Below are 22,823 nucleotides of genomic sequence, written 5' to 3' on the forward strand. Positions count from 1 at the left end.
TAATCCGCTTTCATTATGTTATTGTTGGCTATAGATTTTGACAACCTGCATCAGATTTTACAGAATCTGTATGTGGAAATGATGCCGCTCTGCTCAAAGATGACCGGTGTGGCAAGAGGCCTTGCCGGTCTGGGAGCGCTTTTCTATGTGGCGTATCGTGTATGGCAGGCTCTGGCACGTGCCGAGCCTGTGGATGTCTTTCCGCTTTTGCGTCCGTTCGCTTTGGGGCTTTGTATCATGTTCTTTCCGACACTCGTTCTGGGTACGCTGAACAGCATCCTCTCGCCCGTCGTGAAAGGGACCCATACCATATTGGAGTCGCAGACCTTTGACATGAACGAGTACCGGGCACAGAAGGACAAGCTGGAGATTGAGGCGATGAAACGGAATCCCGAGACAGCCTATCTGGTCGACAAGGAGACTTTTGACAACAGGCTGGACGAGCTGGGTGCGTTTGACGCTATAGAAGCCTGCGGGATGTATGTGGACTGCGCGATGTACAACATGAAAAGGGCCGTACAGAATTTCTTCCGGGAACTGCTGGAACTCCTGTTCAATGCGGCGGCGCTGGTCATCGACACGCTGAGGACATTCTTCCTGATAGTCCTTTCGATACTCGGTCCGGTTTCTTTCGCCATCTCCTGCTGGGACGGTTTCCAAGCTTCTCTCAGCCAGTGGTTCGTCCGCTATATCAGCATCTACCTTTGGCTTCCTGTCAGCGACCTGTTCAGCAGTGTGCTGGCGAGAATCCAGGTGCTGATGCTACAGAGGGATATCGAGCGGCTTTCCGATCCGGATTTCATCCCCGACAGTTCAAACGCGGTTTACATCACTTTCCTCATTATCGGCATCATCGGGTATTTCACCATACCGACCGTATCAAACTGGATTGTGCAAGCCGGAGGCGGTGCAGGCAACTACCTCAAGAATGTGAACCAAAGGGCATCCCAGGCCGGTTCCCTGGCGGCTGGTACGGCAGGAGCAGCGGTGGGAAACATTGCCGGAAGGCTTATCAAGTAATAACAGTATAAAACATTTACAGAATGGAATTCAAATCATTGAAGAATATCGAGACCAGCTTCCGACAGCTGCGTCTGTTCGGGACTGTCTATCTGTGTGTATGCACGCTACTTGTGGTTTTTTCCGTGTGGAAGGCTTACAGTTTTGCGGAAGCGCAACGGGAGAAGATCTATGTCCTGGATGAAGGAAAGTCGTTGATGCTGGCCCTTTCACAGGACTTGGAGCAGAACCGTCCGGTGGAGGCAAGGGAGCATGTCAGGAGGTTCCATGAACTGTTCTTTACGTTATCCCCTGACAAGAGTGCGATTGAGGGTAATATCCAACGGGCCATGTTCCTCAGTGACCGTTCTGCCTATGCCCATTATGTGGATTTGGCAGAGCAGGGATATTACAACCGGATCATTTCGGGAAACATGAGCCAGCGGATTGGGATTGACAGTGTCAGGTGCGATTTCAATACCTATCCGTATGAGGTCGTGACCTATGCGAAACTCTCCATTATTAGGGAGAAGAGTGTGACCGAACGCAGCCTTGTCACACGTGGCAGGCTGCTGAACTCCACCCGCAGCGACAATAATCCGCACGGTTTCATCCTTGAAGCCTTCCGTGTGGTGGAGAACAGGGATATCAAAGTGTATGACCGTTAAAATTTTGAATGTATGAAACAAATGTTTGTAAGAATCAAGGAAACCGTTGCAGAAAAGCTTCGGGGTTTGTGTGCCGGGCTTTCTCCGGAAAAGAGAATGTTGACAGTCATCGTGCTGGCTGTCCTGTTTGCTCTCGGAAATTTCTATCTGATTTTCCGCGCCATCTATGACATCGGGCGGGAAGATGTACAGCGGGACATCATTGAGATAGCCCCGTTGGACATTCCGGATATCGTTCCTGCCGATACACTCCCGGATAAAAGGGTGCAAGAGATGGAAGAGTTTTTTAACCGATTCAATCAGAAAGAAAATGAGTAATGATATTAATAAATTAAAACAGAGGCTGGAAATCAGGAAATACCTGGTTTTTGCCGGGATGTTCCTTCTCTTCCTCGGTGCGATGTGGCTCATTTTCGCACCGTCCGAAGAGGACAAACAAAAGGAGGAGAAAAATGCGGGCTTCAATACCGAACTGCCTGACCCGAGAGGAGCCGGCATAGAGGAAGACAAGATTGCCGCCTATGAGCAGGCTGACATAAAGCGCAAACAGGCGGAAAAAATGCGTACACTGGGAGACTTCTCAGGTGTTGCGGATGAAAACTCCGGAGCTGTCGTGGCATTGTCATCGGATGCGGATACCAAGGATGGCAGTCCACGTGCAAGTGACAGTAGGAATGAAGCCCGCTCTTCATCCGTCTCCGCCTACAATAACATCAACAGGACTCTCGGCAACTTTTACGAGTCACCGCAGGAAGACCCAGAAAAGGAGGCGTTGAAAGCCGAGGTGGAACAACTGAAGCAGACGGTTGCCGCACAGAATGCACAGCCGGGTTATGAGGAACAGGTGGCACTTTTGGAAAAGTCCTACGAGCTCGCAGCCAAGTACATGCCGGGTAATGGCGGCAAAAGGATGGACAGCCGCCCGGAGGATGAAGAAGCCGGACGGGATGGAAACATGAAGGCCGTTCCCGTCGGGCTGGTCTCCACTCCCGTGGTTTCATCGTTGCCGCAACCGATCCGGGATTCCGTGCCATTAACGGGAAGGAGATTGGCGGAAAAATTCCATACCCCGATTGGTCACAGGGATGAAAAAGACGTGAGGAATACCATACGGGCCTGCATCCACGGGAACCAGACTGTAATCAGCGGTCAGGGCGTGAGGATGAGACTGCAAGAACCGATGCGTGTAGGAAAGCATGTCCTTCCCAAAAACTCCTTGCTCATCGGAGAAGGGCGCATACAGGGAGAAAGGCTTCACGTCAATATCCTTCAGGTGGAATATGGCGGTACCATCATCCCCGTGAAACTTGCCGTGTATGACAATGACGGACAGGAAGGCATCTTCATTCCGGGATCCATGGAAGCAAACGCCGTCAAGGAGGTTGCCGCCAATTTGGGGCAGAATCTCGGCACGAGCATCTCCATCACCAACCAGTCTGCAGGCGACCAGCTGCTTTCCGAACTCGGGAAGGGTGCCATACAGGGTGTCTCGCAGTACATCTCCCGGAAGATGCGTGAAGAGAAGGTGCATCTCAAATCCGGCTATACCCTGATGCTTTATCAGAATGACAATCAATGACAACCCATTAAAATTCAATCAACATGAAAAAGTTATTTGTAATGCTTGCCCTTGCAGGGGGCACCATGGGTGCCTTTGCCCAGACTGAAACCGACAGTACAGCGGTAGTAAACAAAGGAATCACACCGGTCAAGGAAGTGTATCCCCAAAAAGAGGAAGACGGGGACCTCTATCACGGGCTGACCCGAAAACTCACTTTCGACCGGATGATACCGCCGTACGGTCTGGAAGTGACTTACGACAAGACCACGCATATCATCTTCCCGTCTTCGGTGCGTTATGTGGACCTCGGATCGCCGAACCTCATTGCAGGCAAGGCGGACGGTGCGGAAAATGTCATCCGTGTAAAGGCTACCGTAAAGAATTTCCGTGAGGAGACCAACATGTCCGTGATAACCGAAAGCGGAAGTTTCTATACATTCAATGTAAAGTATGCGGAAGAACCGTTGTTGCTGAACATCGAGATGAAGGATTTCATCCATGACGGAAGCGAAGTGAACCGTCCCAACAACGCCCTTGACATTTACCTGAAGGAACTCGGCAGCGAGTCTCCGAAACTGGTATATCTCATCTCGAAGTCTGTCCACAAGGACAACAAAAGGCACATCAAGCATATCGGGAGCAAGGCGTTCGGCATCCAGTACCTGCTGCGCGGTCTTTACACCCATAACGGGCTGCTGTACTTTCATACACAAATCAGAAACCGGTCCAACGTACCTTATGAAGTGGATTTCGTGACATTCAAGATTGTGGACAAGAAGGTGATGAAACGTACCGCCATCCAGGAACAGGTGATATTTCCTTTGCGTGCTTACGACTATGTAACAACTGTCGCAGGGAAAAAGAACGGGCGCACCGTTTTCGTCCTGGACAAATTCACCATTCCCTCGGACAAGGTGCTGGTGGTGGAAATGCACGAGAAAAGCGGTGGAAGGCACCAGACCTTCACCGTGGAAAGTGAAGATATCGTGAGAGCCAGAGTTATAAACGAACTTAAAGTGAAGTAGCCATGAAGAAGTATCTGTTCCTATTCGTTACAGCCGTGTCGCTTGCCCTGTTCCCGGGGCGGGCACATGCCCAGCGGTATCTGCCCGGGATGAAGGGCGTGGAACTGCGCGGAGGATTTGCGAACGGCTCGAAATCCCCCTTGAATCATTATGCCGGATTTGCCGTTTCAGGATATACCAAAAGAGCCGACCGTTGGGTCATAGGTGCCGAGTATCTGATGAAGAATTACGGGTACCGGAACGTGAATGTGCCCTGCGCACAGTTTACGGCAGAAGGCGGCTATTACCTGAAATTCCTGTCGGACCCGACCAGGACGGTCTTTCTCTCCATCGGCGGTTCCGCACTGGCCGGCTATGAAACCGTGAATTGGGGAGACAGGATGCTGTTTGACGGTTCAACGCTGCTCGCCAAGGATGCGTTTGTCTATGGCGGTGCGATAACCCTGGAACTTGAGACTTACCTGACAGACCGCATTGTCCTGCTTGCCAATATCCGGGAACGTGCCTTGTGGGGAAGTTCCCTGGATCTGTTTACAACCCAATTCGGATTGGGAATCAAATTCATTATCCATTAAAACTGTACATCTATGACTATAGAAGAGATAAAAGCTATCCCTATCGCCGCTTTTCTGGCAAGGATGGGATATGAACCGGCAAGAAGACGGGGTGACGAATACTGGTATCTGGCCCCGTACCGGGAGGAACGCACCGCCTCGTTCCAGGTGAATGTACGAAAGGAAATCTGGCATGACTTCGGCACCGGGCAGGGAGGTGACATATTCAATCTTGCCGAGGAGTTTATCGGCAGCGGGGATTTCAAGGCGCAGGCCAGGTTCATCACAGAGACATGGGGCGGCCTCGCCCCCGAGCACAAGACCGTTTCCCGCACTGATGAGAATGACAGGGAGGATCTCCTCAAGAAGGAGAGTTTCACGGATGTACGCTTCGGGCCTCTATACAACAGAGTCCTGCTCCGATATCTGGCGGAACGCGGCATTAGCAGCGATGTGGCTGTACCGAACTGTCGGGAAGTCAGATATACCTTGCACGGGAAACGGTATTTCGCCATCGGATTCAGGAATGTCAGCGACGGATACGAGTTGCGCAACCGGTTTTTCAAGGCCAGCCTGTCACCTAAGGACATTTCACTGATGGATAACGGTTCGGACACATGCAACCTCTTCGAGGGGTTTATCGACTGCCTTTCGTGGCTGGAACTCGGTCTGGGATATGGAGACGACTATCTTGTGTTGAACTCGGTGTCATTGCTGGAACGCTCGTTCCCTATTCTTGACAGGTACGAGAGGGTCAACTGTTATCTGGATCGGGATGAAGCCGGACGGCGCACGCTGGAGGCACTCCGCAAACGCTATGCGGATAAACTGGTGGATTGTTCCTCTTTGTATAAAGGCTACAAGGACCTGAATGAATACCTGCAACATAAGTTCCTGTAAGTGTCGAATAAAGTATAACGTATTAAAATCTGATAGAATATGAATGCAATGAATAAAAAAAGAGGATTGGCCGGAATGGTGGCAGTCCTGTTCCTGGGTCTGGCGGTTTTGCTGTTGTTCGCCTGTTCTGATGAAATGGAAGTACAGCAGTCTTATCCGTTCAAGGTGGAGAACATGCCTGTTCCCACACGTATAGTAAAAGGCGAGACGGTGGAAATACGCTGTGAACTCAAACGTGAAGGACATTTTTCCGATGCCCGCTACACCATCCGCTATTTCCAGCCGGACGGCAAGGGTACGCTCCGCATGGATGACGGGATGGTGCTGCTGCCCAATGACCGCTATCCCCTTGACAGGGAGGTGTTCAGGTTATACTACACTTCTGAATGCGAAGATCAGCAGACAATTGACATCTATTTTGAGGACAACAGCGAACCGGCACAGCTTTACCAATTGACTTTTGACTTCAACAACGAGACGGAGGACGAGGATTCCGTCGTGACTGCGGATAGTAAGGAATTGCCGGTCACAATTGTCGGACACTAAGCCGGTCCTGCCTATGATGAAGTTAAAAGCAATATGGTTTGCGGTACTTTCCGCCACGGTCTTTTTTCCGGGTATGCCTTCAAGGGCGGAGAATCCGGTAAAGGCAAGTCCGGACAGGTTCAGTCTTGCGGTCGAGTGTGTCAAGCGATTCGAGGGCTGGCATGGAGAGAAAAAGCATTGGCCTTATGTCGGGTGGGGTCACAAGGTTCTTCCCGGGGAGAGGTTTACCAACAGCATCTCCAAAGCGCAGGGAGACTCCATTCTGAGGGAAGACCTCCGTAAGCTGTGCCGCATGTTCAGTTATCTGGGGCGTGATTCTTTATTGGCAGCAGTCCTTTCATATAATGTGGGACCCTACAGATTAAAAGGATATGGAAAAAGACCGAAAAGCCGTCTGTTAAAGAAGCTGGAGTCGGGAGACCGCAATATTTACAAGGAATATGTCTCTTTCAGGTGCTATAAAGGAAAAGTGGTTCCGAGCATCGAACGGAGAAGGAAGGTGGAATTCATGCTGCTTTTTGAAGAGTAAATGAAAAAGGGAGAATCTTTCAGTTGTTATCACTGTCAGGTTCTCCCTTATTTCTTTGGCTTGAGAAGCTTGCATGTCAGTTTATCGGAACGGCATACTGTACTTCCACCTCTTCAGAGAGACGGGAAAGCAGCAGTTCCGCCATGGCTCCGTTCTGCGGAATGAGAGCCGGAAAATCTGTTTTCCCGGGCTTATATATTTCAGTGGCTACATTGTACAGGTCCCATGCGGTAATCTGTCCTTTGCTCATGGCCAGTTTCAGCACCTCTTCCGTGAAGACAGAAATCTGGCTCTGGTTCAACGGGTAGGTTTCCACAGTGGATGACAGGTTTCTGTCCGAACTGTCATGGGAAACGCGCAAGGCTGTCAGCAGGCCGATGTACAGGTAGATTTCCTCCATCGGGACAATCCTGCGTTTCAACCGCTGTATCCGTTCGATGTCCTCGTTCATGTTCACCTCGAAATTGGCCAGCCAGCCGTCCACGGTTTCGAAGAGCTCATCGGTTGTCACCTTCTTTTTCCCGTAATTGCAGATGCTCCGCTGCGGTGAGAGGATGCACTGGTTATGGCATATCTTCACGCAGGGGCCTATGGCTGCCTGTATGCCGTCCTGGTGGTAGGCGACGACCAGTGTGGTTGTCAGCTCGTCTGTCTCCCAATCTCTGATCCGGATAGTAGCGAAAATACGGCGCAGGATATGGGCTTCCACGGCTTTTTCGCCATGTGTCTGTTCTACCTGCGGGAGGATGCTCACTCCCGGCTGTGTCTTGTTTCTGTTCTGGGCAGCGAAGATTTCTTCCACCTCATAATCGAGATTGTATTTCTCGCAGATGTCCATCATGCGCCGGATGACCTGATAATGGTAGATGCCCTGCACCGGATTGTTGTAGATGTCATTTTCTTTATAGGTGCGTTGAAGTGTCTCGAAGTTCATCACTTCAATTCCGTTTTTCTGGAAGTCAAACTGCTGTTGTCTTTCCATTACTGCCAATGTCGTTTCCATATTGAATTGAATTTTATAAAGTTAATATTGTCGTTTGCCTCTCATCAGGTGTGTATCTGCCATCCATGGAACGGCTGTAGTGTCACGGCGAAAGAACGGTCCGGTATTCCGTGATAGAGCAGGCCGCCCACGATGCCCGTCCTTCCATCGGGATAGCATTGGGTGAAGCCGAACGAGTACGGGGCATGGTCATAGTAGAGTGAGATTTCGCTGGGACAGTCAGGATTTTCTTCCCAGCTCTTCAACCGTTCCAGGCATTTCTGGAGTGAGGTGTCACCGATGGATTCGGCATAACGCTTAACATTCTCGAAATGTTCTTGATTCAGGATTTTCATGATTCATTGTATTTTATCTGTTAAACATGTCCGGCTCCGGGAGCCGGTATTTTTATTTCTCACCTGCCTGACTGTCCCGTGGCAGTACCCGCAAGGTTTGGCGAAAGAAAATACCGCAGCCGTCAGGCGAGGATGATTTTCTTTCAGCCAACCCCGCAAGGGGCCTGACCTTGACAGGGTACACCGGACACGGGACTACCTTTGCAGGGTGGGAAATAAAATACACGGTAGTGTGCTTTGCATGGTCTGTGGCGATTCTCTTCCTGATTTGTTCGCCATTGCCGGACAAAAGATGTATTTTTGCAATTCTAATTTCAGTTTTATGGAAAACTATATAAAGAAAGCGGCGGATGCTTTCCTTGTGGAGCGTCCGTACGGTATGCGTGTGGATTACAGGAAGAAAGGATTCGTGCTGTTTAACCGTAACCTCAATGTGTTGGGAAATGCGGAACAGACCCGTCTGGAAGAACTGCCTCTGGAGCGGTTCAATGTGGAGGAGATTCCGTTGGAGGGTGAAGTCGTGGAGGAACACGCAGGATTTACCGATGTATTCTTCTATACCGATCTGACCAATCCCTATGCCGGATATGTGCTGAATTTGCAAAAGCTTAAAGCCTATAACCGGTTGATGTTTCCGCTGGCAATGGCGCTGAACCGTGAATTGTGAGGCCGGAAGCCGGTAGCGGTAACAGCTGCATGGAGCAGACCGTTACCGCTCCGGATTTAATTATTTGCCCTCTTTTTCTGTAATGAACGCCAGATAGGCGGACACGGCCTTATGGCATCCGGTAAAGTCCGGAGTCCGGCAGCCCTTGATTTTCCGGAAACTGACGGTGCCGTTCCTGTCAATGCCCCTCACATGCCTATTGAATGTCCCTTTGGTTCTGATATGGATGTCAAAACCGTCCCTTCCGGTGATTTCAAGGAACATTTCTCCCGTGATCCGTTCCCCGTCCAGGAATTTCCGTTTCTGTTCATTGAGCAGCCACTGATGTTGCTCTTCCTGCACTCTGCGCTCTTTCGCCTCTTTCTCCTTCTGCTCCCTGCGTTTCTGCTCCTGTATTCTTTTATACTCCTCACGGGCTTGCACCAGGGAAGTGGTATCAAGTCCGAGAGCCTCGAACACGCGGACGGAGATCAAATTGACGAAGGCTCCTCTTTCCGCACTTTGAAGCGTATCCGCAATCCAGTTCCTGCAATAGGTGGCGGCTTCCTCTCTGCAACCTTCTCCCTTGAGAAACCGGCGTGAATACTGCCCGCTGGAAAAATAAACGTTTTCAATCCGGCAGACCACATGGAAACAGTCATCGTCTTCATTCCCGTATTCGTTCTTTCTCGACAGGGAGAGATATACATTCTTCGCATACGGCTCCAGTTCCATATAAGAAGCCACGACGGTATTCCCGTCATACTTGTACTTGAACACTTTTGCTTTCATTGTTACATTTTTTTTGATTGTCCGTTCATATAATCCGTAATTCTCATTTCCAGTTCATCGTATATCCGGTTGAACAGTTCCTGGTACTCTTCCAGAAAAGCCCCGTCCGTATCGCACATGTCTTCGAGTGTCTTTCCATTTGCACGGCACAGCTCCGTATCGGCCAGCTCACAGACAATTTCGTTGAGCATCGAGCGGTCCTTGTCTTCGGGAAGCAGCCCTCCTTTTTTCAGGAGGCAGTAATTACGGATATTGATTCGCAAATACAGGTCCGCCTCTTTCCACCGTCCATCGGGAAAAAGAGAGAATGCCTGTTTCAGTCCGTCGGGCTGTCCGCCCCACCATTCGTTCAAATTGTTCGGTTCCATATTGATAAGTTTAATTGATTACTGTCTGTTTGGTTTGCCATTGCCGATGGGCGGTGATGTATTCCTGTCGTTCCTTCTCCAGTAACGCTTCTGCTTCGGGAGTGTAGCCGATAAAACGAATGTAACCGCCGTTATATCCGGTAAGCTTGCACCGAATACCGGCTTTCTCCAATTTGTCGATCCGTTTCTGAGCCAGTTTCGCGCTTGAATAATCCTTCGGCCAGAAATAATGCTCTCCGTGTGAGCCGTAATGGTCTTCTCCGAGTATCATTTCGCCGGAATGCCTCCTGTGTTCGATGAAATCGAAACGGGCTGTGCCCAACGCCTGCCTGATGGCCTTGTGTGCCGGACCTTCGGGATGCTTGAACACTTCCGGCTTGTCCTTTCCCTTGCAGTCAAGTTTCGGCAGTTCCACCTTGTAAGGCTTCCGGTAACTCCCTATAGCCAATGTCAGGTAGAAATTGGTATGGAAATAATCCGTCATCGCATCGCTGTCATCGAAGTTGTATGACATGACAAAGTCACAGACATTCAGCATCACCTCCTTGGCACGGTCTGTAAGATCGGGGTTCCGCTCTATGTTGTAGTGGTTGATATGATCCTGCACTTTGCCGGATTCCCTGGTGAACGCCTCAAAGTCCGCACTCATCAGTTTGATGTAAATGGAATTGTAGTTCTCCCGTCTGACGGAGAACTTATATCTCGGATAGGTTTCCTTTAGCCAGGTTCTCACAAGTTCTACGATTTCAGGGGCATGTTGCCCTTTGTAGTTGTGACCTTTCCAACGGTATTCATTATACACGTACTCGGTATATTCCTTTGCCGTGGCACCCGAATAGTCATGTTCATACCCGGTTGATGCGGCAGAGACATCCGGTTTGTCTTTCCAGACTTTAAAGAGCCTTTCAAACTCGGTGTTCACCTGTTGCATGATGGCAGTGTCACCACCCTTGTCCGGGTGGTGCTGCAATGCCAGACGGCGGTATTCCTTCTTCAGGTCCGCCAATGAATGTATGTTATGAAAATAAGCCATAGCTATAGGTATTTATGCCCCTGCGAGGCGGTTGATAAAATATTCCTGGTTGTCAAGGTCAAGCCCGAGGTTGCTGCACGCCATTTCGATGTCATCTTCCCTCAGATCGTCCGCCTCCTGCAACTCGCGCAGGTACCGGATTTCAGAATCCAAGTATTCCTGCGCTTCCATATGGCTGCAACTGCATGAGTTGCTAATCTGTTCAATGATGTTAATCTGCATATTATTCGTTTTTAGAATTATACCTGTTGTAAATTTCCCGTTTATGTTCGTAGTCCCGGCTGTTCCACCATTGGTCTGCCGCATCAATGAATGTCTGCGTATTTTCTGAAGGCGGAGAGTCACAGACTTTCAACCCTGTGATTTGTTCCTTTGTTTCAAAACCGCACGACTTCCACCAACCCTGCATCTTTTGTGTGAACTCCGCCTTAGTACAGAAAAAGACCTGAACGCCACATTCTTCGCACCATTTCCCATCGCACCACAGCCCGTTATTGTCATCATGCACATATCTGATACGTTCATCCGTATTGGCGTTTATCCATGCTTGGATTTCCAACTGCCGTGAACCGCATTCTTTACAGACAAGGATGTCGGAATCGTCCGGCTCTTTTCTGAAAGCCCTGCCGTCATAGAGTGCAACGGCACGTTCCACGAGTAGTTTCTGGTTGTTTTCCGATAACTCGGCAAAGAACCGTTCCGCCGCACCGAATATGGACTTGTCCGCCAATGCGGACCATTTATCCCAGAAGTGCCGGTACATATCTCCAAATACGGCCTTGCATTCTTCCTTGCTCCAGGCGTTCCACATATAGTAGAAGAAGCTGGAGACTGCATTTTCCGCTTGATATTTCATTGTTCTTCAGTTTGTGGTTCTACTTTGCTCTCTTCCAGTTGCTGCCATACAGCCTCATACATTCCGGAAAGCCAGTCGATGTTACTGGCTCCGAGTTCGAACGGGCTGTAACATTCCACTTCATCACCGCTTTCTTTCTCTTCGGCAAGGACGGTCAGGCTGCAGTCCGTTACCCGGAGTCCTGTCACCCTGCATTCGTAGGGGGCTCCGTTCTTGCCAAACCATATCACCCAGACCGGATCATAATCCTCTTCCGGAAACCGTATCGCATTCATGGCATGGTCATGGAGCAACTGCCGTATCGCTTCGATGATGTCTTTTCGCAGTTCTTCGATCCTGTCTCCGAATACCGACATGGGGGATTTCCCGCCTCGCTGCCTTACGGAGAGAACCTGGAAGTCCGGATGACAACCGAACTTCCAGTCCGTCACTTCATCGTCATCCCGCGTTGTGTGGATGTTGCCGCCCAATACCAGGCCGCAGTCTTCCGCCACCATGCTTTCCGCTTCTTCACGGTCTTCCGCCACCACTGTATAAGTACCCTCGAAGATGTACCTTACTTTTACATCGTATTTTTCCATAATCTTCTATGATTTGATTGTTGATTAGTTGATTTTATCAGGATACAATGCGAACCGCATCTCCGAAAAAGGAGTCGTCCACCCCATATACATGCCGGACCGAACAGTCATATTTGGAACGTTCGTCATCCAGCCGGAAGCGGAAACCATGATAGTCCTTGACTTCCAATTTCAGCTTTACGTCCCGTTTCAGTTCCATTTCAAGCAGGCTTCCACCACCATACGTCGAACTGAAAAGTCCGCAACAGTTGCCTTTGGGGATAATGACCTCTTTCAATGAAAAGTCGGCTTCATACAGCTCTTTCAGGCTTACCCTGCCGATGTAAGTCAGCAGGTTCGCCCCGCAGCAGGAATTGATAAGTTCCTCGTAGAATTGTTCGTAGGAAACCTGCTCCTTGCCGTTCCGGTTCTTACGGTTCGGGAAACGCCCGTAAGCCCTGTAGCCGTGCTCTGTCAGGATTTTCTTTACTCTCGCCGGATTGAGGTTCAGGCTGTCCACCATGTCCCCGAAGTAGGATTCCTCGTACCTGTAACCGCCTTGCGATTCAAACCAGTTGGAGTTGATGCAGTCATAGTTGGAAAGCATCTCCACACGGATAGGAATGTCGTCCGTGTGCCTTACCAATTCCTTCACCACGTCCGAATCGTTGCGTCTGTAAATCTCGTCACGGATTTCATCTTCGTATTCATCGAAGAAGTCATCGAAGAAGTCATCGACCGCTTCCCCGTCAAAGTCATGGAATACGGTACATTCCTCTTTCAGTTTCGCAATAATCTCACGGACAGCTTCCCATTCGGCATCGCTGTACCACTCGTCTGCCTTTTCCCACAAATGTTCGCGGCTCTTGCTGTCAAGGCATTTTTGAATCAGTCCGCAATGGTTGTCAAGATTGTCATTGTAGTCCGTCCATATTAGTGTATAGGCCGGTTCCATCAGGGATTTGATGAAATCCAATGTCAATGTTTTCTGTTCATCCATTTCTGTTACCTGTGTACGGCAGGATTCCTTTTCCCGTACATACCGTTATAAATGACGGAAGCGGCCTTCAAGCCGCCTCCGTGTTGTTTCCTAACCATACAGTTCCTTCACGATCTTGTCATATATTTCCTTTGCCATTTCCGTATTCCGGTTGAAGTGGAAATAAGCCGTGTATCTGTATCCTGTTCTTGGCACTCCTCCGCACTGCTGTATTGCCCTGTCTATCTCCCAGTCGATATCACCTATGCCAAGAGATATGCTTGTGCCATGCAGCATACACCGTGCGAGTTTCAATGCGGAATCTGTCTTGTCTTCCTTGCGCAACCGGTCGAAAGCCATCAGCGCGATTTGTCTGTTTGAAATCTTTATCTCTTCCATATATTTTGCATCTGTTTGGGTCAGACAATCCCGGTAAGTTGCCTGAATCGCGCAACTATTTCATTGCATTTGCTTTGGGCAAGTTCCTCATATTTTTTGCAAATGGCACAGTATGCCTTCCAAGGTTGGCCTCTAAGCTCGTGCTCGTATGAGGACCTGACCAATTCCGGATATTCTTCAAAAAGTGTCTTGAATGCTTTACGCCATTTGCGCCCTTGCCACAATCCGTTTGCTATCAATGTTATGAATTCAAACATCTGTTCGTCTGTTTTCACATCCAATGCATAAAAATGGTCTGTTGTCGGCCACACGTTGTTGGAATGCTGCCAAGTTTCTATCTGCTTGGTTTTGGCATTGTATGCCATTCTTGTAATTACCTGGTGACTCATATTGATATGTTTTTAGTTCATTACCGTATTGTCTCTTTTCCTGTCACGGCTTGCCAGCATCCCGAAATGGATGCTGAATATGCGCCGGCTGAAGCAGAGCGGCGAGTTGTATTCCACCCGTTGCCACAGGGTAAAGTGGTTGTCGGAGAATGACCATCTGAAATATCCTGACAACGAGCCGAATCGCGGGTTTGCATTCCTGTTTATCAGGAACCTGTTCACATCCACGATGTGCCCTGCCGTCAGGAGAATGTTCAGTATCTCCACAAACGCCATTTGCGAATAGGGGTCAACCGGCATTACCGGTCCTTTGAAGTTGATTTCCATCTTGTATATGTTTATATGCTTTAATCGTAATTGTCATCGAATACCTCGAAGCGGGGAATACCCGTGTCGAAATAGTTGCTTGATATGCCCGGACAGTACAGCAGGCTGTCATCCCCGCTGTCCGGGCAAGGCTCATCGTCGATATAGGCCGCATTTCCATAAAGTTCGATATAGTGCGCCACCAGCAGGTGCGGGTCTTCCGTACTGATGTCATGCCCGTAACGGTCACACCAGTCGAAGAAGCAATCCTTGTCGGGTTCCTCCAGCTGTTCCATCGCCTCCCTTATCTCGAAGAAGTTGGGACACAGCCATTCCCGGTTGATGAGCAGGTCCGGGATTTCCTCCCATTTCGTGTACCTGTATTCCGGAGTTTCCTCTTCGGGGAACAGTTCGGAGCAGGTGCACAGGAATTCCCCCATGTCGCCGAAGTCGGACATTTGCAGCAGGTTGTCTTTTTCCTGCCCCATGTCTATGAGATGCTGCGTGGTCACTGCCACTTCTGCCTGATTCAAGTCCATGATATTCTTCATTATAGTTTATGATTCGGAACCGGGGATTTCATTCCACAGGCTCCAAAAGGTCCGCACCCCGGCAGTGCAGGGTTTTTCGGGAAAATACCGGAGCCTCCGGCGAGGATGATTTTCCCGAAAACCGCTTGCGGCATGACCTTGCCCTGCCGGTAAGGGGGCGGGCTACCTTTGCCTGTGGAATGGAATCTGCGGTTTCTCATTTGTTTTTCCATTTTTCAGTTCATGATGCGCTGGCTTCCCCAGCTGATGTGTATCTTGCCTTCGCTGTCCCGTTCCCTGACCAGCAGGCTCTCGATGACGGACATGGTGACGTCGAACTCCTCGAAGATTTCCGACTGTTCCTTTACTTCGCCCGTCTTGATGAACTCGTTCAGCCGCTCTTTGGTAAGCACCAGCGCCATCAGGTTCTGCTCCACGGAGTCCTTGTAGGTGACATAATGCACGTCCTTCAGCTCTTTGGAGTCGAGACGGATGAAACGGAAGTAGAACTGCTCCATCTTCGGGATGTTCCATTGCAGGGATTCAAGTATCACGTCGTTGCAGGTGGGTATGTTCACCGAACTGCTCAGGCTCTGCTGCGTGCATACCAGTATGCCGTTGATGGTGGAATCGAACTCCGTCACGATGCTTTGCCGTTTCTTGAACGCCACGTCTCCCTTGACCACAAATACGGGACGGTCAGGAAAACATTCGCGAAGACGGCTCTCGTAAAGGTCGAATGCGGCTATGGACGTGCAGCCGACAGCCACCTTGCCGGGTATCTTCCGTACCAGCCTTTCGATGTACCTTGTCTTGTTCGGAATCCCGTCTCCGGAATAGCCCTCTATCAGGTGTGGGACGGAGCAGGCCTTGATGAGCAGCTTGATCTGGCGCATAAGCCGGAGTCCGGCATCCTTCTTTGCATCCCCCGTGCTGTTGTAATACAGTTCGCAGATGCGGCAGAACTCCTCGATGATGACACGGTAAACCTCACGCTCGCCGTCGGACGGGCTGACGGTATGTGTCCGTATCTTGTATTTCTCTCCTGCAAAGTCCCTGAACTTGCGTGTAATGACGGTCTTCCCGATAAGGCCGGCCAGCTCCTCCTTGTTATAGACATCCTGGTTCTGTTTCTCAATGCCGAACACGGTGGATTTCCCCGGACAGTGGCAGGCACGGAAAAGCACATGCCCCCTGAAAGCGGGGAACGGCTCACCATAGTGCGGATTGTTATCTTCCTCTATCTCCTTGTCCCTGCTCTCGTGGTACACTCGACTGCTCCAACAGACCATGTTTATGGAATTGTTATACAACAATTCAAACTGGCTGTACAGTTCGGCGATGTTGTTGCGTGTGGTCGTACCGGTGTCGAGTATCTTGTATTTGAGGCGGCGGAAGAGACCGAGGATATGCCTTGTACGTTGTGACGACGGGTTGGTTATCTCGTCCGACTCGTCGAAAACAAGGCACAGTTTTCTTGAACTGCGTTTGACAAACCTTGCCATGCCCCGTTTCAGCTTGCCGAGCATGGAGGTGGATAGGACGAGGAACACGCCTTCCGGCACAGTTTCCAGGTCGGCATTGTTCCTTGCCACCCGGAACTGTTCCCTGTTTATCGAGAGGAAGGGTATCCATGTCATATTGGTGGCGATGGCAGGAGCCAGTATGATGACATTCCGTACTTTGCGGAATTTGAGCAGGTATTTGGCACGATGGTACACGGCGGCTGTCTTGCCAGAGCCTTGCTGCCAGTTCAGCAGCGCGTGGCGTTTCTGCAAGACGAGGTTCAGGTCGTGTTTCTGGAGCGTGGTAAACTCGCAGGTCTCGCCGTCCTTGTTGATGAATGCACACCGGTCCAGGTATTCTTTCAGCCTGCCATCTTCCTCCATTTCCGGGAACTGCCGGTTCTGCATTTCGTACTCTCTCCGCTTGCGTCGGATCAGTTTCTCCGCCGCACGGATTTGGTGCATGTTCTTTTCTGTCGGCACTTCCGGTATGGGCAGTTCGGCACGCTCCAGCACGAGGTCGTTGATACTCGCCGCCTTGTGCGGAACTTTGTCAAGGAGTCGCGGAGCATATTGTTTCAGTTTGAAGCCGTATGAGGTCTTCACCAATGCCACTTCCTTGCGAGGTACGGTATTTTGCGAGGTGATGTACCTGCGGATGACGGCAAGCACTTTCTTCGGGGTCAGCTTGTTCTTCTCCCATTGCTCCACCTGCTCCCGCGTGGCGTTCTCAGGCGGTTTCTGGTTACGGAACTTCGTGACCAACGCTTCCGCCTTGTCTATATGTTTGTTCAACTTGGCGTGCGCCTTCAGCTCGTACAGGTACTTGGCAAGTTTGTACTCGAACAGCTCAAGTTCTTCCTTGTCGATCCGGTTGGTTTCGCGCATCAGGTCGAAACGCAACCGGTGTTTCATCGCCCTTGCCTCGCCGATGCGCTTTTTCAGCTCGTCCGCCGTTATGAATTCCTCCGCGTTGTAAGCCTGCATCTTGATGTGGCCCGATTTACGGAGAAATACCATGATTTTCGTATTGAAGTCATGGACTCCGACTGCGGCAAAGGCTGACGGGGCCAACTTCGTCTGACCGACAAATGAGAAATTGCCGTTTATACCGGTTATCCGTGTCTTCTCCCAGAACTCGCTCTGCATGAAAGAGCATGGCACGATGACCATCAGGATTCCTGCCGGATTAAGCACATCGTAAGCCTTGTCCATATAGTATTCCTGCGACAGTTTGTAGTCGAACTTCAAGTTAAAAGGAGGATTGCCGATGATAACATCGAAACGTTGTTCCGGATAGTATTGCCGGATGTCGCATTTCTCGATATGGGCTTCCGGGTAGAGGTATCGTGCGACAGACACGGCCTTGCCGTCTATGTCGAAGCCGTAGGCATTATGCGGGTTGGGCAGATGGTTGAAGAAATTGCCCATACCGCAACACATGTCAAGAACCATTTCGGATGAGATAGGACACAGCATATCCACCATGTCCCGGCATATTTCATGCGGGGTGAAGAACTGTCCCATCTCGAACTCCTTCTTCGCCTGGGCATACTCATGGTAGTTGGCAAAGTCGGACTGTTTGAGGTTGTGCAGCCCTCCGATACCGGTATAGCAGTTGTAGATGCTCTCCGCCGGAATGAGGTCCTTGCCGGAGTCTATGGCGAAAAGTATCTTCTCGTTGACTTCGGCACGCATACCTTGCGGTATCTGTTGGGGGATGATGGCATACATGACTTTATCTGTTTATCGTTAAAAATGAAAACACCCCGCAAGGATTGCCTTACGGGGTGCTGTGTAAATCTTATCATGGTCAGTTTTCTCTTAGGGTGATTTCATCCAGATGCAGACGCTTGAAACAACTTTCGGCTGCCGCACTGTCCTTGAACCGGACATCGATACGTCCGTTCTTGTAGAATCGGATTTGCTCGGCATTGGTGGTCGTAAGGTCGTACCAGTCTGTGACAGAAATGTCGTTGTCATCAAAACGGATAATCATCTTTGAATTTCCATTCAGTATGTCATCCGCACCGTAGGCAATGCCGGCACACAGGGTTTCCAGTTCTCCGCCGTAGTTGTAGGAGATTCTGTTCCTTTGGTTGTATTGCATGGAAAAATCGTCGAAACGGATGATTTCGGGAAAGATTATCTTGTCCTTCTTCAACTCCGTCTTGACTTTGCTCCAGTATGCCGGTCTGACAACTTTGTTCAGGCGTGCGAGCAGTTCTTCCACGGCCGTTTCCCGGAAACTCTTGCCGCCCAAGTGTTCGATGACTACATCTACATATGTGTCATAAACAGGACGGAAGCCCATCGGAAGGGTTTTTTCGTCTATTTTATACTCAGGAACCGACACTTTGTAAGTCCTGTTGAAATAAGAAATGATGCGGTTCGCAAAATTCGCGTTGGCGTTTCGGTTCTTATCTACCAGATCGTTAATCAGGTCAAACGGTTTGAACTCGTTGTGTGAATAGTCTTCCCTGTCGTTATGGTAAGTGTAGAAATCACGCATGGAAACCTTGCCGTTTTCTTCGTAATGGGACTTACGTTCGGCTTGGTATTGTTCGGCTTCTTCCTTGAAGACGGCGTACCAGCGGTCAATCTGGTCGAGTGTCTTGTAAAGCAGGTTTTGCTGCGTCTGGCAATAGACACGGTCCTGTTCCGTAATCTTGTCCTCGTTTCTCACTTGTACGCTCAGAATGCCTTGAAGCAGGTCGGGAGCGTTGCCGGCCTTGGGTGCTGTTGTCGTTTGCATATCTGTTAGGGTTAAATGTTAAAAATTATCCGGTTTAATCCGGTAGAAATAAGTGATGTGCTTTTCCATGTCCTTGACTATCTTGACCTGCTCGGGATGGAAGTTGAGCCTCCGTTCTTCGGCAGGGGCATCAACCTTCTCCCATTCGGCGGATGGCAGGAACACATATTCCCGACGGAAACACCATAACACGATTTGATTATCCCAATTTCCCTTGAACACCGTTCCTTCGTAGTCCTTCAGGAACTGCCGGAACTCGGCTTCGTCCCGGAAAGCGATGTCAAAGCCTTGATAGAGATTGCCGTTTTCCGATTCCTCCCTTTTGTGTAGGTAGAACTTCCGGTAGGTCTCGGTCGTGAAATCTCCATACCTGGGATTGGGTTCGGCATAAAACCATAACGGTACCTTAGCCAGAAATGACACCGAACCGTTGGCGCAAGCACCGCAATGCCCCCATTCCTTGAATACCCCTTCCGTCCATTTCAGGAATTTCAGTTCCTCCGGATTCACGGAATGGAATGCGCCTCCGCTGACACTCAGACGGATATTGCCGTCCTCTTCCCACACGAAAGGCACATACGGCTGTTCGCATACGGAAAGATATCCTTCTTTTGCACTCCTGCTGTCAATAAGGGCGTTTCCGTAATAATCCCCGTGTTCGGTTACATATACCAGCCTGTCTCCAATTTGAGGTGTAATTTCGGAGCGTGTCCGCTCAATGAGTTCAACATAACTGTTGGCCATATCCACATCTTTCTGTGTCAGCCAATGCTGGTGGTCGTATGAAACATTCCGCTCTCTGAGTGTTTCGATACTGTACTTTTCTTTTGTTACCTGCTGTGACATAACAATTTATTTTTAGTGATCCGGCTTTTCGGGGCCGGAGTTCCCGTAACTACAGGCCATAAAAGGTCGTGTCCCGTACATGCAAGGTTGGCGGGAAAAATACCGCAAGCCCTCCGGGCGAGGATGATTTTTCCACGACACCCGGAGGGCTTGACCTTGCTTGTACGAACAGGACACGGGTTACCTTTGCCTGTGAGTTACGGGGATTCGGCTACGGTATGGCTGTCATGTCCGCTGTATATGTTTCTTGAAATGACCGTGATATTTTATGCCCGAAAATTACCGGCAATCACGAAAAAATGCTACCTTTGCATCAAGAAAAAAGAGTTATTTGAAAGCATGAGGAATATAGTGATTCTAAACAGCTTGGAATTTTCTTATCCGTTGCCCGTTCTTATGCGAGTTTTCTACAAAGCGTTGATAATCAAATAAGATACTTCAGATTACAACAAATATACGAATTATTTGTTTCGGGATGTAGAGAGCCTTTGGTAATTTTCAGATTATTAAATGGTTTCAATGATTGGCAATACATTTACATTGGCTGTCTGAATGGTTCTATTTAGAACTGTTAAGTGATAAAATAGGATTTTAGGGCGATATTTTCTTACGATTATTCATATTTATCTTATTTTTTTCTTCAATTTGTTTGGAGATTATAAAAAAGCCCTTACCTTTGCAGCACGTTTGAAACAAAAAAGAAGAATTAAGTTATGAATTTACATACATCTATTAACCTGGCAGTCCTGCATATTATTCGCGTCGTGGTGGTGGCATCAAGAGCGTGAGAAAGGTTATGTATGTATTCGTACGTTAGAAGATAATTTATTAAGCCTTTCTCACTATAGTGGGAGAGGCTTTTTCATTAAAAGGAGATTTGAAAATGAAGCATCAGTTACGCAGCTCGTTCAGCACACAAGGTCGCCGCATGGCGGGAGCCCGTGCATTGTGGACGGCGAATGGTATGAAGAAGGAACAGATGGGTAAGCCCATTATCGCTATAGTCAATTCATTTACACAATTCGTCCCCGGGCATGTACATCTGCACGAAATAGGCCAGTTTGTAAAGGAAGAGATTGAAAAACTGGGGTGTTTTGCTGCGGAGTTCAATACGATTGCCATTGACGACGGTATCGCTATGGGACACGACGGTATGCTTTATTCCCTGCCTTCAAGAGATATCATTGCCGATAGTGTGGAGTATATGGTAAATGCCCATAAGGCGGATGCTATGGTTTGCATCAGTAACTGTGACAAGATTACTCCGGGGATGCTGATGGCGGCTATGAGACTGAATATACCGACTGTGTTTGTTTCAGGCGGTCCGATGGAAGCCGGGGAATGGAACGGACAGCATTTGGATTTGATTGATGCCATGATTAAATCTGCTGATGAAAGTGTGGGCGATAAAGAGGTGGCACAGATTGAGCAACATGCCTGCCCCACTTGCGGATGCTGCTCAGGCATGTTTACCGCTAATTCCATGAATTGCCTGAATGAAGCGATTGGATTGGCACTGCCCGGTAACGGCACGATTGTAGCCACTCACGAAAATCGCAAGAAACTATTTGAGGATGCAGCCAAGTTGATTGTAGAGAATGCCTTTAGATATTATGAAGAAGGGGATGAGAGCGTACTCCCGCGAAGTATTGCTACCCGCGAGGCATTTTTGAATGCCATGACGCTGGATATTGCGATGGGCGGTTCCACTAATACGGTACTTCATTTGTTGGCTGTGGCTCACGAAGCCGGAGCGGATTTTAAGATGGACGACATTGACATGCTCTCCCGCAAGACCCCCTGCTTATGCAAGGTGGCTCCCAATACCCAAAAGTATCATGTACAAGACGTTAACCGTGCCGGTGGCATCATTGCCATCATGGATGAGCTTGCCAAGGGCGGATTGGTCGATACGAATGTCCGCCGTGTGGATGGAATGACGTTGGCAGAGGCAATCGACCGGTATAGTATTACCAGCTCTAATGTATGTAAAGAGGCAATCAAGAAATACTCCAGTGCGGCAGCCGGAAAGTTCAATCTGGTACTTGGTTCACAAAATGCGTCTTATAAGGAACTCGACACGGACCGTGCGACCGGTTGTATCCGTGATTTGGAACATGCATACAGCAAGGATGGCGGTCTGGCAGTTTTGAAGGGAAATATAGCTCAGGACGGTTGCGTTGTCAAGACTGCCGGTGTAGACGAGAGTATCTGGAAATTTACGGGGCCGGCGAAAGTCTTCGACTCACAAGATGCGGCTTGTGACGGTATTCTGGGTGGAAAGGTAGTCAGTGGAGACGTCGTCGTCATCACTCACGAAGGGCCGAAAGGTGGACCGGGTATGCAAGAGATGCTTTATCCTACTTCTTATATCAAATCCCGCCATCTGGGTAAGGAGTGTGCATTGATTACCGACGGGCGTTTCAGTGGTGGTACTTCCGGACTAAGTATCGGACATGTTTCTCCCGAAGCGGCTGCCGGTGGTAATATCGGCAAGATTAAGGATGGGGACATTATCGAAATTGATATACCGAACCGTTCTATCAATGTGAAGTTGACGGATGAAGAGCTTGCAGCACGCCCTATGACTCCGGTAACCCGCAACCGTGAAGTCTCCAAAGCATTGAAAGCATATGCCAGTATGGTGAGTTCCGCTGACAAAGGGGCTGTGAGGCTGATTGATTAAAAGCCCCCCTTTCCGAAAGCGAGGGGAGGAAAGAATGAAACAAATTTTTCAAG

28 protein-coding genes are annotated in these 22,823 nt (G+C 49.4%); 11 read left to right on the plus strand and 17 right to left on the minus strand.

What is annotated here, in order from left to right:
* Positions 1-15 precede the first annotated feature (15 nt).
* Genes traJ through DWX62_RS12630 form a run of 9 tightly spaced genes read left to right on the plus strand, consistent with a single transcriptional unit; the run spans position 16 to position 6,782 of the window.
* On the plus strand, positions 16-1,020 hold the full coding sequence (gene traJ / locus DWX62_RS12590; protein WP_120172910.1) for a conjugative transposon protein TraJ: 1,005 nt from the start codon (positions 16-18) through the stop codon (positions 1,018-1,020).
* Between the two features lie 23 nt (positions 1,021-1,043).
* Positions 1,044-1,667 carry a conjugative transposon protein TraK gene (traK, locus tag DWX62_RS12595; protein WP_120172911.1) on the plus strand — a complete coding sequence of 208 codons (624 nt, stop codon included), beginning with the start codon at positions 1,044-1,046 and terminating at the stop codon, positions 1,665-1,667.
* Positions 1,668-1,679: 12 nt separating this feature from the next.
* Positions 1,680-1,985 (plus strand): TraL conjugative transposon family protein, encoded by a 306-nt coding sequence (locus tag DWX62_RS12600; RefSeq protein ID WP_005644331.1) that lies wholly within the window; start codon positions 1,680-1,682, stop codon positions 1,983-1,985.
* Positions 1,978-3,246 carry a conjugative transposon protein TraM gene (gene traM / locus DWX62_RS12605; RefSeq protein ID WP_009276387.1) on the plus strand — a complete coding sequence of 423 codons (1,269 nt, stop codon included), beginning with the start codon at positions 1,978-1,980 and terminating at the stop codon, positions 3,244-3,246. Before DWX62_RS12600 ends, traM begins: the two co-directional genes overlap by 8 nt.
* A 23-nt stretch (positions 3,247-3,269) precedes the next feature.
* Entirely contained in the window at positions 3,270-4,253 is a 984-nt protein-coding gene (gene traN / locus DWX62_RS12610) for a conjugative transposon protein TraN (protein ID WP_120172912.1), read from the plus strand.
* Between the two features lie 2 nt (positions 4,254-4,255).
* Positions 4,256-4,828, plus strand: coding sequence for a conjugal transfer protein TraO (locus tag DWX62_RS12615; protein WP_009276385.1), 573 nt, complete (start codon positions 4,256-4,258; stop codon positions 4,826-4,828).
* Positions 4,829-4,840: 12 nt separating this feature from the next.
* Entirely contained in the window at positions 4,841-5,707 is an 867-nt protein-coding gene (locus DWX62_RS12620) for a toprim domain-containing protein (RefSeq protein WP_120172913.1), read from the plus strand.
* A 39-nt stretch (positions 5,708-5,746) separates the two neighbouring features.
* Entirely contained in the window at positions 5,747-6,253 is a 507-nt protein-coding gene (locus DWX62_RS12625; protein ID WP_009276383.1) for a DUF3872 domain-containing protein, read from the plus strand.
* 13 nt (positions 6,254-6,266) lie between these two features.
* Positions 6,267-6,782, plus strand: a complete 516-nt coding sequence (locus DWX62_RS12630; protein WP_008779475.1) for a lysozyme — start codon at positions 6,267-6,269, stop codon at positions 6,780-6,782.
* 76 nt (positions 6,783-6,858) lie between these two features.
* Here DWX62_RS12630 and DWX62_RS12635 read toward each other — a convergent pair whose 3' ends face one another.
* On the minus strand, positions 6,859-7,785 hold the full coding sequence (locus tag DWX62_RS12635; protein ID WP_009276382.1) for a hypothetical protein: 927 nt from the start codon (positions 7,783-7,785) through the stop codon (positions 6,859-6,861).
* A gap of 44 nt (positions 7,786-7,829) precedes the next feature.
* Positions 7,830-8,120: a DUF4120 family protein gene (locus DWX62_RS12640; RefSeq protein ID WP_009276381.1), complete on the minus strand. Its 291-nt coding sequence runs from the start codon at positions 8,118-8,120 to the stop codon at positions 7,830-7,832.
* A gap of 322 nt (positions 8,121-8,442) precedes the next feature.
* On the opposite strand from DWX62_RS12640, the gene DWX62_RS12645 reads away from it, so the two are divergent.
* Entirely contained in the window at positions 8,443-8,787 is a 345-nt protein-coding gene (locus DWX62_RS12645; RefSeq protein WP_005647127.1) for a hypothetical protein, read from the plus strand.
* Positions 8,788-8,847: 60 nt separating this feature from the next.
* On the opposite strand, the gene DWX62_RS12650 is transcribed toward DWX62_RS12645, so the two are convergent.
* The 15 genes from DWX62_RS12650 to DWX62_RS12720 form a co-directional block, all read right to left on the minus strand.
* Entirely contained in the window at positions 8,848-9,558 is a 711-nt protein-coding gene (locus tag DWX62_RS12650) for a hypothetical protein (protein WP_120172914.1), read from the minus strand.
* Positions 9,559-9,560: 2 nt separating this feature from the next.
* The gene (locus DWX62_RS12655) at positions 9,561-9,926 is read right to left on the minus strand and encodes a hypothetical protein (protein ID WP_009276379.1); all 366 of its coding nucleotides are present in this window, start codon (positions 9,924-9,926) and stop codon (positions 9,561-9,563) included.
* 10 nt (positions 9,927-9,936) lie between these two features.
* Positions 9,937-10,959, minus strand: coding sequence for an LPD29 domain-containing protein (locus DWX62_RS12660; RefSeq protein ID WP_106624701.1), 1,023 nt, complete (start codon positions 10,957-10,959; stop codon positions 9,937-9,939).
* A gap of 12 nt (positions 10,960-10,971) precedes the next feature.
* Positions 10,972-11,181: a hypothetical protein gene (locus tag DWX62_RS12665; RefSeq protein WP_005647134.1), complete on the minus strand. Its 210-nt coding sequence runs from the start codon at positions 11,179-11,181 to the stop codon at positions 10,972-10,974.
* A gap of 1 nt (position 11,182) precedes the next feature.
* Complete coding sequence (locus tag DWX62_RS12670) at positions 11,183-11,815, minus strand: hypothetical protein (RefSeq protein ID WP_106624702.1); 633 nt, start codon at positions 11,813-11,815, stop codon at positions 11,183-11,185.
* Positions 11,812-12,396, minus strand: a complete 585-nt coding sequence (locus tag DWX62_RS12675) for a hypothetical protein (protein ID WP_106624703.1) — start codon at positions 12,394-12,396, stop codon at positions 11,812-11,814. The genes DWX62_RS12670 and DWX62_RS12675 overlap by 4 nt, the downstream gene beginning before the upstream one ends.
* 37 nt (positions 12,397-12,433) lie before the next feature.
* Complete coding sequence (locus DWX62_RS12680; RefSeq protein ID WP_120172915.1) at positions 12,434-13,375, minus strand: hypothetical protein; 942 nt, start codon at positions 13,373-13,375, stop codon at positions 12,434-12,436.
* A 90-nt stretch (positions 13,376-13,465) separates the two neighbouring features.
* A complete protein-coding gene (locus tag DWX62_RS12685) occupies positions 13,466-13,753 on the minus strand; it encodes a hypothetical protein (protein WP_005647140.1) in 288 nt (95 codons plus the stop codon).
* A gap of 20 nt (positions 13,754-13,773) precedes the next feature.
* Positions 13,774-14,142, minus strand: coding sequence for a hypothetical protein (locus DWX62_RS12690; RefSeq protein WP_005647142.1), 369 nt, complete (start codon positions 14,140-14,142; stop codon positions 13,774-13,776).
* A 12-nt stretch (positions 14,143-14,154) separates the two neighbouring features.
* Positions 14,155-14,469, minus strand: coding sequence for a hypothetical protein (locus tag DWX62_RS12695; RefSeq protein ID WP_106624705.1), 315 nt, complete (start codon positions 14,467-14,469; stop codon positions 14,155-14,157).
* 20 nt (positions 14,470-14,489) lie between these two features.
* Entirely contained in the window at positions 14,490-14,987 is a 498-nt protein-coding gene (locus DWX62_RS12700) for a hypothetical protein (RefSeq protein ID WP_005647144.1), read from the minus strand.
* A gap of 11 nt (positions 14,988-14,998) precedes the next feature.
* Positions 14,999-15,199: a hypothetical protein gene (locus DWX62_RS12705; RefSeq protein ID WP_034530148.1), complete on the minus strand. Its 201-nt coding sequence runs from the start codon at positions 15,197-15,199 to the stop codon at positions 14,999-15,001.
* Positions 15,200-15,214: 15 nt separating this feature from the next.
* Positions 15,215-18,217, minus strand: a complete 3,003-nt coding sequence (locus DWX62_RS12710) for an N-6 DNA methylase (protein ID WP_120172916.1) — start codon at positions 18,215-18,217, stop codon at positions 15,215-15,217.
* 79 nt (positions 18,218-18,296) lie between these two features.
* Positions 18,297-19,238 carry a hypothetical protein gene (locus DWX62_RS12715; protein WP_009276376.1) on the minus strand — a complete coding sequence of 314 codons (942 nt, stop codon included), beginning with the start codon at positions 19,236-19,238 and terminating at the stop codon, positions 18,297-18,299.
* A gap of 18 nt (positions 19,239-19,256) precedes the next feature.
* Positions 19,257-20,084 carry a DUF4121 family protein gene (locus DWX62_RS12720; protein ID WP_009276375.1) on the minus strand — a complete coding sequence of 276 codons (828 nt, stop codon included), beginning with the start codon at positions 20,082-20,084 and terminating at the stop codon, positions 19,257-19,259.
* Between the two features lie 883 nt (positions 20,085-20,967).
* Between DWX62_RS12720 and ilvD the strand changes: the two genes are divergently transcribed.
* Entirely contained in the window at positions 20,968-22,770 is a 1,803-nt protein-coding gene (gene ilvD / locus DWX62_RS12730) for a dihydroxy-acid dehydratase (RefSeq protein ID WP_119979692.1), read from the plus strand.
* The last annotated feature ends 53 nt before the right edge of the window (positions 22,771-22,823 follow it).

The organism is Bacteroides sp. AF20-13LB (genome assembly GCF_003603065.1).
GTDB classification, from domain to species: Bacteria; Bacteroidota; Bacteroidia; order Bacteroidales; family Bacteroidaceae; genus Bacteroides; species Bacteroides uniformis.